This is a genomic window from Microbacterium paludicola (assembly GCF_039529675.1).
Classification (GTDB): Bacteria; Actinomycetota; Actinomycetes; order Actinomycetales; family Microbacteriaceae; genus Microbacterium; species Microbacterium paludicola.
Window position 1 is genome coordinate 1 of record NZ_BAAANG010000016.1, and the last position, 12576, is coordinate 12576.

At 72.0% G+C, this 12576-nt stretch carries 12 protein-coding genes; 9 read left to right on the forward strand and 3 right to left on the reverse strand.

What is annotated here, in order from left to right; all coding sequences use genetic code 11:
- Positions 1–113 precede the first annotated feature (113 nt).
- The 5 genes from ABD161_RS08115 (at position 114) to ABD161_RS08135 (ending at position 5070) form a co-directional block, all read left to right on the forward strand.
- Positions 114–974: a spermidine synthase gene (locus ABD161_RS08115; RefSeq protein ID WP_344001397.1), complete on the forward strand. Its 861-nt coding sequence runs from the start codon at positions 114–116 to the stop codon at positions 972–974.
- 90 nt (positions 975–1064) lie between these two features.
- Positions 1065–1592, forward strand: coding sequence for a hypothetical protein (locus ABD161_RS08120; protein WP_344001399.1), 528 nt, complete (start codon positions 1065–1067; stop codon positions 1590–1592).
- Positions 1593–2083: 491 nt separating this feature from the next.
- On the forward strand, positions 2084–2671 hold the full coding sequence (locus ABD161_RS08125; RefSeq protein ID WP_344001401.1) for an ArsR/SmtB family transcription factor: 588 nt from the start codon (positions 2084–2086) through the stop codon (positions 2669–2671).
- Positions 2668–3885 carry an MFS transporter gene (locus ABD161_RS08130; RefSeq protein ID WP_344001403.1) on the forward strand — a complete coding sequence of 406 codons (1218 nt, stop codon included), beginning with the start codon at positions 2668–2670 and terminating at the stop codon, positions 3883–3885. Before ABD161_RS08125 ends, ABD161_RS08130 begins: the two co-directional genes overlap by 4 nt.
- A gap of 696 nt (positions 3886–4581) precedes the next feature.
- The gene (locus ABD161_RS08135) at positions 4582–5070 is read left to right on the forward strand and encodes a SprT-like domain-containing protein (protein ID WP_135114393.1); all 489 of its coding nucleotides are present in this window, start codon (positions 4582–4584) and stop codon (positions 5068–5070) included.
- A gap of 11 nt (positions 5071–5081) precedes the next feature.
- Here ABD161_RS08135 and ABD161_RS08140 read toward each other — a convergent pair whose 3' ends face one another.
- Positions 5082–5711 (reverse strand): 2-phosphosulfolactate phosphatase, encoded by a 630-nt coding sequence (locus ABD161_RS08140; RefSeq protein WP_344001406.1) that lies wholly within the window; start codon positions 5709–5711, stop codon positions 5082–5084.
- A gap of 135 nt (positions 5712–5846) precedes the next feature.
- Between ABD161_RS08140 and ABD161_RS08145 the strand changes: the two genes are divergently transcribed.
- Positions 5847–6362 carry a hypothetical protein gene (locus ABD161_RS08145; RefSeq protein ID WP_344001408.1) on the forward strand — a complete coding sequence of 172 codons (516 nt, stop codon included), beginning with the start codon at positions 5847–5849 and terminating at the stop codon, positions 6360–6362.
- Complete coding sequence (locus ABD161_RS08150) at positions 6359–6856, forward strand: GNAT family N-acetyltransferase (protein WP_344001410.1); 498 nt, start codon at positions 6359–6361, stop codon at positions 6854–6856. Before ABD161_RS08145 ends, ABD161_RS08150 begins: the two co-directional genes overlap by 4 nt.
- A gap of 325 nt (positions 6857–7181) precedes the next feature.
- Here the strand turns inward: ABD161_RS08150 and ABD161_RS08155 are convergent, their stop codons facing one another.
- Together ABD161_RS08155 and ABD161_RS08160 are read right to left on the reverse strand one after the other, a co-directional pair.
- Entirely contained in the window at positions 7182–8645 is a 1464-nt protein-coding gene (locus tag ABD161_RS08155; RefSeq protein WP_344001412.1) for an ABC transporter permease, read from the reverse strand.
- Positions 8642–9415 carry an ABC transporter ATP-binding protein gene (locus tag ABD161_RS08160; protein WP_344001414.1) on the reverse strand — a complete coding sequence of 258 codons (774 nt, stop codon included), beginning with the start codon at positions 9413–9415 and terminating at the stop codon, positions 8642–8644. The genes ABD161_RS08155 and ABD161_RS08160 overlap by 4 nt, the downstream gene beginning before the upstream one ends.
- Positions 9416–9610: 195 nt before the next feature.
- On the opposite strand from ABD161_RS08160, the gene ABD161_RS08165 reads away from it, so the two are divergent.
- Together ABD161_RS08165 and katG are read left to right on the forward strand one after the other, a co-directional pair.
- Complete coding sequence (locus ABD161_RS08165; RefSeq protein WP_322783515.1) at positions 9611–10072, forward strand: Fur family transcriptional regulator; 462 nt, start codon at positions 9611–9613, stop codon at positions 10070–10072.
- A 40-nt stretch (positions 10073–10112) separates the two neighbouring features.
- The gene (gene katG, locus ABD161_RS08170) at positions 10113–12350 is read left to right on the forward strand and encodes a catalase/peroxidase HPI (protein WP_425560839.1); all 2238 of its coding nucleotides are present in this window, start codon (positions 10113–10115) and stop codon (positions 12348–12350) included.
- Positions 12351–12576: the final 226 nt, after the last annotated feature.

The following is a 12576-nucleotide window of genomic DNA, read 5'->3' on the forward strand; positions in this document are numbered from 1 at the left end:
GGCGTCAGTTTCGACTCAGGTCAGAACGCGCCCCGAGGAACCCACTAAACATCCTCACTGTTTCGACTCGCTCCGCTCGCTCAACGAGCGAGGGAGCCGCCTAACCTGGGGCTATGGGACGGCAGCGGCAGAGCGAGGCGGAGACGCCCAGCGTGCGGCTGTCCGACGGGCGCACCGCGCGGATCGTCCCGAGCGCATACGCGAACGGCTTCGAGGTCGACGTCGACGGCACGCCCCAGTCGCACGTGGATCCGGCCGATCCGACGCACCTTCACTTCGAGTACGTCGCGCGGATGGGCGCCGTCATCGATCAGCTGCCCGACGGACCGCTGACGGCCGTGCATCTCGGCGCGGGCGGGCTGACGATCCCGCGGTACATCGACGCGACCCGGCCCGGATCGCGGCAGCAGGTGATCGAGATCGAGCAGGCGCTCGTCGACCTGGTGCGCGAGAACCTGCCGCTTCCGCGCGGGGCGAGCATCCGGATCCGGATCGGCGACGCCCGCGAGGGCCTGTCGCGCCTCCCCGCGGCGATGACCGGATCCGTCGACCTGCTCGTCTCGGACGTCTACTCAGGCGCACAGACTCCCGCGCACCTCACGACCGTCGAGTTCTACCGCGCGGCGGCCTCGCTGCTGGGGCCATCCGGTGTGCTGCTCGTGAACGTGGCGGACGGATCCGGGCTCGCCTTCGCGCGGCGACAGGTCGCGACCATCCGCGAGGTGCTTCCCGAGGTGATCGTGCTCGCCGAGGTGCAGGTGCTCAAGGGGCGCCGCTTCGGCAACCTGGTGATCGCGGCGTCGGCCGCTCCCCTGCCGGTCGAGTGGCTGCCGCGGCTGATGGCGGCCGGGCCGCACCCCGCGAAGGTCGCCCAGGGAAGCGAGATCGACGCGTTCATCCAGGGCGCGCGACCCGCCGTCGACGGCGACGCGACAGACTCGCCGAAGCCCAGCGAGATCCTGTTCGAGAGGTAGCGGATCCGCGGAGCCTGGGCGTGCCCTGCTGCGGATCCGGAGGGGCTCGGGTGACACTTGACGGGCCACGGCCGGGAAGGGAGTGCGTCAGTGAGCTACATCCACGGGTACGACCCGGAGACGCTGCGCGAGATCGTCGACCCCGCCGAGTGCCGCGACCGCCTCGCCGAGATCGGGCAGCAGCGCAGCCTGCCCGCACTGCTCGAGCGGGTGTGGCTGCTGAAGGTGCTCGGCGACCTCGACGACGCCCTCACGCTGTCGGAGCAAGCGGTGCGCCTCGCGCGGATGTCGGGCACCCGCAAGGATCTGCTGCGCGCCCGCATCCTGCACGCGTCGGTGCAGCACTGGCGCGGCGCCTACGCCGCGGCCGAGTACGAGCTGTCGACCTGCGCGGACGAGGCCGAGGGCCAGGGCTGGAACTCCATCGCGGCGTTCGCCCTGCAGCACCGCGGCAAGACCCGCTACGACGCCGGCGACATCAACGGCGCCCGCACCGACTTCAAGCAGACGCTGTTCCTGCGCCAGGAGGCCGGCGCGAGCGACGCCGAGCTCGAGCCGACGATGCAGTGCGTCGAGGCGGCCGACCGCAAGCGCCACCGCTCGACCATCGCCAGCTGACGCCGGCGGACCGGGGCCGGGGCGCCCGCGGACAGGCCGGATGTGACGCCCGTCGCCTCGAGGGACGGATGAGCCTGCGGGCGGGTGCGCGAGCCTGTGGACGGGCGGGCGGGGCCTGCGCGCGACGCCCGCGGACAGGTTGGATGTGACGCCCGTTGCCTTGAGGGGCGGATGAACCTGCGCCCGGGCGTGCGAGCCTGTGCGCGGGCGGGCAGGGCGTGCGCGGCGCGCCCGCGGACAGGTTGGATGTGACGCACGTCGCCTCGCGGGACAGATGAGCCCGCGCCCGGGCGTGCGAGCCTGTGCGCGGGCGGTGGCTCCGGCTCCCTCAACGCCCCGTGGCGCCGGAACCCGGACGGACTGACGGGCGCGCATCCTGGGGCCCCATCCGCCACTTCCGCCACACGCGTCCGGGTTTCCGAACCGGATCGCCCGGCATCCAACCCTAAAGAACCCTTGCTAAAGCTTTCTTTAGGATCTACCTTGGCGGCATGGAAGAGCCACGCCTGCACCGCGACGGGACGCGCATCGTGTCGCAGACCGAGAACATCAAGGCGCTCACGCATCCGCTGCGGATCCGGCTGATCGACCTGTTCCGCGGCGGGGACGAGCTGACCGCGACGCAGTGCGCCGAGGCGACGGGCGAGTCGGTCGCGAGCTGCTCGTTCCACCTGCGGCAGCTCGCGAAGTACGGCTACCTCGAGCGCGGCGAGGCGCGCGGGCGCGAGCGGCCGTGGCGCGGCATGCGCGAGCGGGGCATCACGCTCGACGCCGAGCCCGCCGGCCGCGAGGCGTTCGCCGCCGTGGTCGCGGCCGGATCCGCCTTCCTCAACGACGCGGTCGAGCGCCTGAACGCCTGGTACGCGCAGGCGGCCGACGACGATCCCGAGTGGACGAAGGCGTCGACCCAGCGCTTCACGACCTTCTGGGCGACCCCGGAGGAGATGCGCGAGCTGGGCGACCGGATCAGCGCGCTCACCGAGCCGTTCCAGGGCCGGTTCGAGGATCCCTCGACGCGACCGGAGGGCGCCCGCCACGTCCGCCTGCTCGCCGCGACGTGGACGGATCCGCAGTCATGAGCACCGCCGTCGCGCAGACGACCCTGCGCAGCCGCCTGTTCGCCGGCGTCGTCGTCGGATGGGCGCTCGCGAACGTCGCCGACTCGCTGCTCGGCGTGATCCTCGCGGTGTGGGTCGTCGACCTCACCGGCGAGGCGGCGCTCGGCGGACTGGTCTTCGCCGTGTTCGGCGTGCCCGCGCTGTTCTCTCCCCTGCTCGGGCGCATCGCCGACCGCGTCTCGCGCCGGCGGATGCTGTGCGTCACCTACCTCGCCGGCGCCGCGACGCTCGCCCCGCTTCTGCTCGTGCGGGATGCCTCGCAGACGTGGTGGATCTTCGCGGCGACCATCCTCTACGCCGGTGTCTCGTACGGCACCGCGGGATGTCGCGGCGGCATCCTGCGCGACCTGCTCACGGACGACGACCTCGGTCCGGCGAACTCGATCCTGCAGACGATCGACCAGGTGCTGCGCCTCGCGCTTCCGTTCGCTGCGGCCGGTGTCTACTTCTGGACCGGGCCGCTGCCGATCATCGCCGTCGCGATCGGCGGTTTCCTCGGCGCCGCGGTCGTGTTCGCGGCGCTGCGATTCGCCGAGTCGCCCATCGAGGACGACAGCGACCCGTTCTGGCGATCGGTCACCGCAGGCTTCCGTCACCTGGCGAACACGCGCCCGCTCAATCGGATGACGCTGGTGCTGATCCTGCTCTCCAGCACCGCCGCGTTCACCAGCGCGGTGGGCTTCGCCGTGCTCGAGCGGATGGGCGTCGAGCCCGCGTGGCTCGGCCCCATCGAGGCGGTCTCCGGCGTCGGCGGGCTGCTCGCCGGCGTCTCGGCGGCCTGGCTGATGCGGCGCATCGGACGGCCGTGGGTGCTGACGCTCGGCGCGCTGCTGCTCGCCGCCGGCATCGCCCCGATGCTCGGCGACAGCGTGTGGGCCCTCGCCGCCGGCCTCGGCGTGGTCGGGCTCGGCGTCACCCTAGCCGTGATCGCCTACGTCACCGAGTCGCACGTGGCGACGCCGTCGCGCTTGCAGGGGCGCGTGGGCACGTCCGTGAACATGCTGATGCAGCTGCCGAGCGTGCTGATCACCGCGACGGCGGCCGGAGCCCTCGGCCTCGTCGACGCGCGCGCGATCGTCGCCTGCGGACTCGTCATGTGCCTCGTCGCGACGGTTGTGGCCGCCCGGACGCGGGTGGTGGCGGTTCCGGCGGCGGCGGAGGCGGCAGCGGGGTGAGCGGCTCGCGGGGCAGGATGCGCCCGCGGACAGGCAGGATGGCGCGTCGCGTCGAGGGGCAGATGAGCCTGCCGCCGGGCAAGCGCGCCTGTGCGCAGGCGGGCCTGGGCTCGCGCTCGGGGTGAGCGGTCCGCGGGTACCCGGTTCGCTCGGCGCAGCACGCACCCGTGGACAGGCAGCTTGTGACGCACGTCGCCTCGAGGGGCGGATGAGCCTGCACGCGGGCAAACGCACCGGTGCGCGGGCGGGCGAGACCTGCGCAGGGCGCCCGCGGACAGGCAGGATGTGACGCGCGTCACCTCGAGGGGCGGATGAGCCTGCGCCCGGGTGTGCGAGCCTGCGTGCGGCCGGTGGTTTCGGCTCGCTCGACTGAGCTCGGCGACCGGTGGTGCCAAATCCCGGATGGACGTGACGCGCCCGCATCCTGGGACCCCACCCGCCTCATCCGGCACACGCGTCCGGCTTTCCGAACCGGATCGCCCGCGGACAGGCAGGATGTGACGCGCGTTGTGTCGAGGGGCGGATGAGCCTGCGGGCGGGTTCATGAGCCTGCGCGTGGCCGGCGGTTTCGGCTCGCTTCGCTCCGCTCAACGACCGGGGGGGGTCGGTGCCGCGCGGGCGGGGGACGGGGCTGTGCGGGCTTGGAGGGAGCGTCGCCGCGGGCGGATGTCGGTGGGCCCGGATACCGTTTCTGATGTGTCGGATCTGAATCGCGTGCGGGTGTGGGCCCAGGCCCTCATCGACCTCCACCTGGATCCGTCGTGGACGTTCGGCTTCGACAACGCCAAGCGCCGCGCGGGTCTGTGCGACTACTCGCGCAAGCGCATCTCCGTCTCGCGGTACCTGACGGCGCGGTACGACGACGACACCAACCATCAGACGCTGCTGCACGAGGTGGCCCACGCGCTCGCCGGGCCGGCCGCGGGTCACGGGCCCGCGTGGAAGCGCGTCGCGCGCGAGCTCGGGTACGTCGGCGGCACGACCCACCGCGGCGAGACCGCGAACGAGCTCGCCCCGTGGGTGGGGACGTGCCCCGCCGGGCACCTCGCCTACCGCCACCGCCGTCCGACGCGGCCGATGTCGTGCGTGAAGTGCGCGCCGCGGTTCGACGTCCGCCACCAGTTCCGCTGGGAGCGCCGCGAGATCACCGCGGCGACCCGATTGGCGGCGGCCACCCCGCGGTAGCGCCGGCCCGTCTACCGCGCGACGAAGAAGCCGTCGCGCAGCACCGGCACCACGTCGGTGGAGTCGACCTTCGCCGCGGCGATCACGTCCGCCTGCGCATCCGGATCGCTCTCCAGCTCCCGACCGGATCCGGATCCGGTCAGCAGGTGCTTGACGCCCCGGCGCAGGGCCGCGAACGACTCGGCCGCGGCGACCGCCTCGGGCGAGGAGTGGTCGATGCCGAGCGGCACGAGCGCGTCGATGATCGCGCCGGCGGCGAGCAGATCCTCGACCGCGAAGCGGATGTCGCCCTCGGGTGTGCGCTCGCCCCCGGCGATGATCGCGACGCTGGTGCGGGCCTGGCGTCGCTCCTGCTCGTTCTTGATCGCCCGCGCAACCGCCGTCGCGTTGCCGAGCGTGCCCGCGAAGACCACGGGGACGTCGTCGCGGGCGGCGAGCTCCTTGGTGATCGCGCCGCCGTTCGGGCAGTCGGAGCGGGCGATGTCGAAGTCGTGGCCGTTCGCGAGCACCTTCAGCACGCCCGACGAGTACCGGATCGGATCCGCCACGACGTAGATGTCGGCGGCGGCGAGACGGCGCAGCCCCTCGACGCCCCAGTCGAGACGGACCTGATACGTGGACTGATCGAACGGCGAGCTCATCCGATCAGCGTATGACGAAGGCATCCCGCGCGGTCTGCGGTGGGTCATCCGGCGTTACACCCGGGCCTTCTCCCGGAGCGATCGGTTGCCGCGCGGAGGATGACGCGGGCCGAGGGCGGATGACAGAGTGGCGACATGCGGATCCTGCAGAAGCTGGTGCTCGAGGTCGATCCCGATGCGGCCTGGCGGGCCCTGCACTCGCCCGCCGCCCTTGCCGAACTGTACGGCCCCCTGCTGCGCGTCGAATCCATGGCGAGCGAGGGCCTGCCGACCCGGTGGACGGATGGCGCGGACGCTCCCGTCAGGTACAGCTCGTTCGGCATGGGCCTCGGCGCGCACCTGATCTCGGTGCACGACCGGACGACGACCGACTCGCGCGGCGAGGTGCGCATCCTGCGCGACTGCGGCATCCCGCTCACCGGTCCCCTCGCGAGCCTCGACGTCTGGGATCACCAGATGGCCGTCGCCCCGGCGCCCGGCGATCCGACCCGCACGCTGTGGCGCGAGCGGCTCGTGATCGGCGGGCTCGCGGCTCCCGCACTGTGGGGCCCGCTCTGGGCGATGTGGCAGTGGCGCGGCGCCCGCCTCAAGCGCCTCGCGCCGACGTGGGCGTTCGATCCGGAACCGGCGGATCCGGATCCCGCGCAGTGAGCGAGATCGAGATCCGGCGGGCGGTGCCGCAGGATGCCGACCGGCTGAGCGAGGTGCACATCCGCACCTGGCAGCTCGCCTACGCCGGGCTCATCCCGCAGGCGGTGCTCGACAGGCTCGACATCGTCGCCCGCGCGGCCCGGTGGCGCACGACACTTGAGAACCCGAAGGCCCAGGGCCGAACGTGGGTCGCGCTCGAGGACGGCGACCTCATCGGCTTCAGCTCATCCGGCCCGGCGCGCGGCGACGATCCGCCGTGGCCGCTCGAGCTGTGGGCGCTCTACGTGCACCCGCGACGGCACGGGTCAGGAGCGGGCAAGCTGCTCGCCGACGCGGCGATCGGTGAGCTTCCCGCCTTCCTGTGGGTGCTGGACGGCAACGCCCGGGCCATCCGGTTCTACGAGAAGATCGGCTTCACCTTCGATGGCGCCACCAAGGACGAGCGCCACGGCGGGGTCGTGCTCCACGAGCGGCGGATGGTGCGGGGGATCTGAGGGCGGGGAGTTCCTGCGTTTCGACTCGTCGCTTCGCTCCTCGCTCAACGAACAGAGGGAAGCGCTGGGCGCGCTGGTTGGCCGCTTCGCGGCACGCTCGCTGCGCTCGCACGTGGCATCTCGAGGGGGATGTGCGGGCGTTTCGACTCGTCGCTTCGCTCCTCGCTCAACGAACAGAGGAAGCTGCGCTCCTCGCTCAACGAACAGAGGAAGCTTCGCTCCTCGCTCAACGAACAGAGGAAGCTGCGCTCCTCGCTCAACAAGCGAAGAGCCGTGCGCCGAACCCCCGACAGGTTCGGCGCACGGAGTGGGTGGACGCGGGTGATCAGTCGGCCGCGAGGGCCTCGACCGGGACCGCGCGCGTCGCAAGACGCGTGGGGGTGACCGCGGCGACGAGCGTGAGCACGGCGGCCGCCAGGACCACGCCGCCGATCGTGAGCCACGGCACCGCGGGGGCGACGAAGAACGCGGGGATCCCCATGGACAGCGGCACGGATCCGAGCACCGACTGCGCGCCGGCCCAGCCGTAGGCGACGCCAAGGACGAGCCCGAACAGCAGCGCGGTGAGGGTGATGTGGGTCGCCTCCAGCAGCACCATCCGGCGGATCTGCGCGTTCGACAGCCCCAGCGCCCGCAGCAAGCCGAGCTCGCGGCGGCGCTGCACGACGCCGATCGTGAGCAGGTTCACGAGGCCGACGGCCGCGATCACCGCGGACACCCCGACGAGCACCATCATCACGAGCGCGAACTGGTCGAGCACGACCAGGCGATCCTGCGGGTAGCCGCTCATCTCGGCGCTCGTGATCATCACGAGCTGCGCCGTCTCGGCCGCGACGGCGAACATCGTCACCAGCGTCACGCCGATCACAACGCCGATCGCCATCCGGCTCGACCGCTCGGGGTAGCGCAGCGCGTTCTCCGACGCGAGGCGCGCGACGGCGGATCCGCCGAACAGGCGCCCGGTGAGACGCAGCAGGGGCGGCATGATCGCCGTGGAGCCGATCACGAGGCCGGTGAAGGACAGGAGCCCGCCGATGAAGGCCGGCACGATGCCGAGCGGATTGGCCATCCCGACCATCGCGCCGAGGCCGAGCAGCAGCGCTCCGCCGGCGATCAGCACCACCGAGGCGACGCTGCGCGCGGGGCGGGTGAACTCGTCGTGCTGACGCTCGACGGATCCGCCGAGGGCCTGCAGCGGCGTGACGGTCAGCACGCGGCGCGACCCGGTCCAGGCGGCGGCCCAGGTCGTGAGCGCCACGATCGCGGGCGGCACCAGCAGCGACGCCTGCGCGACGTCGTACTCGACGGCGCCGACGAGGCGTCCGGCCACGGCCACGCCGAGCGCGGCGATCCCGATCCCGGCGATCAGGCCGATGGCGGCGCCGATCGCACCGACGACGAGCCCCTGTCGCGCGACCTCGATCCGCTGCGAGCGCGCGGTGGCGCCGATCAGGCGCAGCAGGGCGATCCGGCGCGTGCGGCCGGCGACGATGGTCGAGAACGTGTTGGCGGTGACGACCGCCGCGACGTAGAGCGCGACGAGCAGCAGGATGATGCCGAGGATGGAGATCACCGCGAGCGCGAGCGGGGAGTCGCCGATGTAGGGATCCTGCGCGATCATCGCGCCGATGAAGCCGGTCGCGCTCAGCAGCAGCACGCCGAACGCGCTGGAGATGGCGGCGACCAGGATGCTCGCCCCCATGCCGCGCTCGCGGAGGAACACGAGCCGCGCGTACCAGGGAGCGGTGCCCGAGGTGTCGGGGACGACCTGGTGCAGCACGGCGGTCATGCCGTCACCTGCGCGGGGGCCTCGGCCGCCAGCATGTGGGCCGAGATCTGCTCCGCGCTCTGGCGCGGCTTGTCGGCGGCGATGCGGCCGTCGGCGAGGAAGAGCACGCGGTCGGCGTGGCTCGCGGCGATCGGGTCGTGCGTGACCATCGCGATCGACTGCCCGTGCTCGCGGCTCGCGGTGGCGAGCAGGGCGAGCACCTCGCGGCCGGTGCGCGAGTCGAGGTTGCCGGTCGGCTCGTCGGCGAAGACGAGGTCGGGAGCCGTGGCGAGGGCGCGGGCGATCGCGACGCGCTGCTGCTGACCGCCGCTGAGCTCGTGCGGGCGGTGGGCGAGGCGCGGTCCCAGGCCGAGCGAGTCGACGAGGCCGTCGATCCGCGCCCGCTCCTCGGCCGACGGCTTGCGGCCGTCCAGGTCGAAGGGGAGCAGGATGTTGCCGCGCACGTCGAGCGTCGGCACCAGGTTGAACGCCTGGAAGACGAAGCCGACGCGGCGGCGGCGCAGCAGCGTCAGCTCGGTGTCGCGCAGGCCCGTGATGTCGGTGTCGCCGATCCACGCGCGGCCCGAGGTCGGGGCGTCGAGGCCGGCCATGATGTGCATCAGCGTGGACTTGCCCGAGCCGCTGGGGCCCATGATCGCGGTGAACTGGCCACGGCGGATGCCGACGGTGACGTCGTCGAGCGCGCGCACCGTGTTGTCGCCCGATCCGTAGGTCTTGGTGAGGCTCTGCACGCGGGCGGCGAGGCCCATGTCGGTGGTCGTGATCTCCATGACTGCGACGCTACGGATCCGCACCCCCGCTCCTCATCGCCCGCGCGACGCATCCGCGTACATCGGAAGGATGATCCGGATGCCGGATCCGGATGACACGCCCGGGTCTGCCGCGTGATCCTGCGGTCGGGCGACGGATGTCGGAGGCATCCGCTAAGTTTGAATCATTCAAATCTTGAGCGATCGGTGCCCCACGTGACCCACTCCCCTGACGCGCACGCCTCCGGCGTGGAGCAGGCGCTGCGCGCCGCCGCGCTGCGGGTCACGGCGCCCCGCGTCGCCACGCTCGACGCCGTGGGCCGGCACGCGCACGCCGACACCGACACGGTCATCCGCGCGGTGCGCGAGCAGCTGCCCGCGGTCTCGCACCAGGCCGTCTACGACTCGCTTCACGCGCTCACCGAGGCGGGCCTCGTGCGCCGCATCCAGCCGCACGGGATGGTCGCGCGGTACGAGTCGCGCGTCGGCGACAACCACCACCACCTCGTGTGCCGCTCGTGCGACCTCATCGTCGACGTGGCGTGCCAGCATGGCGCGGCGCCGTGCATGATGCCCGCCGACCCGCGCGGCTTCGCGGTCGACGAGGCCGAGCTCATCTTCTGGGGCCTGTGCCCCGACTGCCAGGCGCGCACGTCCGAGGCGCCCGTCGCATCCTGATCCCCCTTCCTCCCGTCCCATCCCCGCACGAAAGGCGAAAATGACCGAGAGCACCGGCTCCTGCCCCTTCGGCTACGACTCCCCCGGCGGATCCGTCCAGCCCGCCGCCGTCGACAGCGAACCCGCCCTTCCCGGCACCGGCCCCGCTGACGGCGCCGAGGAGACCGGTCCCGGCCGCGTCCACCCGACCATGGGCTCGGCCAACACCGAGTGGTGGCCGAACAAGCTGAACCTCAAGATCCTCGCCAAGAACCCCGCGGTCGCGAACCCGCTGGGCGAGGACTTCGACTACACCGAGGCGTTCAACAGCCTCGACCTCGCCGCGGTGAAGGCCGACCTCGCGGCCGCCATGACGGACTCCAAGGACTGGTGGCCGGCGGACTTCGGCCACTACGGCCCGTTCATGATCCGCATGGCCTGGCACTCGGCCGGCACCTACCGCTCGCACGACGGCCGCGGCGGCGCGGGCGCCGGCCAGCAGCGCTTCGCCCCCCTGAACTCGTGGCCCGACAACGTGAGCCTCGACAAGGCGCGCCGCCTGCTGTGGCCCGTCAAGAAGAAGTACGGCCAGAAGATCTCGTGGGCCGACCTGTTCATCCTCGCCGGCAACGTCGCGCTCGAGACCATGGGCTTCCCGACCTTCGGCTTCGCCGGCGGACGCCCGGATGTCTGGGAGGCGGATGACGACGTCTACTGGGGCCCCGAGAAGGTCTGGCTGGACGACGAGCGCTACACGGGCGACCGCGACCTCGCGGCGCCGCTCGCCGCCGTGCAGATGGGTCTGATCTACGTCAACCCCGAGGGCCCCAACGGCAACCCCGACCCGCTCGCGTCGGCACGCGACATCCGCGAGACGTTCCGTCGGATGGGAATGAACGACGAGGAGACGGTCGCGCTGATCGCCGGCGGCCACACGTTCGGCAAGACGCACGGCGCGCACCCCGACGACAAGCTCGGCCCGGACCCGGAGGCAGCTCCCATCGAGGAGCAGGGCCTCGGCTGGAAGAACGGCTACGGCACCGGCAACGGCGAGGACACCGTCACGTCGGGCCTCGAGGTGACGTGGACGTACCACCCGACCCGCTGGGACAACGAGTTCTTCCACATCCTGTACGCGTACGAGTGGGAGCTCATGGAGTCGCCCGCCGGTGCGAAGCAGTGGAAGCCGAAGGACGGCGCGGGCGCCGACATGGTGCCGATGTCGCACTCCGACGGCAAGCGCGAGCCGCGCATGCTGACCAGCGACCTGGCGCTGCGGTTCGACCCCGAGTACGACCGCATCTCGCGGAAGTTCAAGGACGACCAGGCCGCGTTCACCGACGCGTTCGCCCGCGCCTGGTTCAAGCTGACCCACCGCGACATGGGCCCCAAGGCGCGCTACCTCGGCCCCGAGGTTCCCGCCGAGGACCTGATCTGGCAGGACCCGCTGCCCGCGACCGGCGGCTCGACGCAGCCCTCGGACATCGCCAAGGCGAAGCAGCTCATCCTCGACTCGGGCCTCACGGTGCAGCAGCTCGTGTCGACCGCGTGGAAGGCGGCGGCGACGTTCCGCTCGTCCGACAAGCGCGGCGGCGCGAACGGCGGCCGCATCCGCCTCGAGCCCCAGGTCAGCTGGAGCGTCAACCAGCCCGAGCAGCTGAAGCCGGTCATCGCTCACCTCGAGACGATCGCGGCCGAGTCGGGCCTGTCGTTCGCCGACGTGGTCGTGCTCGCCGGTGGCGTGGGCGTCGAGCAGGCGGCGAAGGCCGGCGGCGTCGAGGTCGAGGTGCCGTTCACCCCGGGCCGCGTCGACGCGACGCAGGAGCAGACCGACCCCGAGCAGTTCGCCTGGCTCGAGCCGGTGGCCGACGGCTTCCGCAACTACGACAGCGGCTACCTGAAGCTGCCGAGCGAGTACCTGTTCCTCGACCGCGCGAACCACCTTGGCGTCTCGGCGCCGCAGGCGACCGTGCTCGTCGGCGGCCTGCGCGTGCTCGGCAACAACTGGGACGGCTCGAACCTCGGCGTCTTCACGGAGACCCCGGGCGTGCTGACGAACGACTTCTTCGTGAACCTGCTCGAGCTCGGCATCGAGTGGACGCCGTCGGACGACCAGCGCACCTTCACGTCGAACACGGGCCTGACGGGCTCGCGCGTCGACCTGGTGTTCGGTGCGAACAGCGAGCTGCGCGCCCTCGCCGAGGTCTACGCCTCGGACGACGCCAAGGAGAAGTTCGTGAAGGACTTCGTCGCGGCCTGGGCCAAGGTCATGGAGAACGACCGCTTCGACCTGCGCTGAGTCTCACGACGATGCCGCTCCCGCTCCGGCGGGGGCGGCATCGTCGCGTTCGGGGCCGGGCGCCAGCGAGCCGAAGCGACCGACCTGAAGCCGCCCGCCCGTGCGAGCCGTCATCTCGACTCGCTCCGCTCGCTCGATAACCGGGGTCGGCTGACGGGCTGGGTCAAGTCCTGGGACGTGGTGTATCGGTGATCGTGTGATCCTTCGTGTCGTGGTCAGGCTGTGA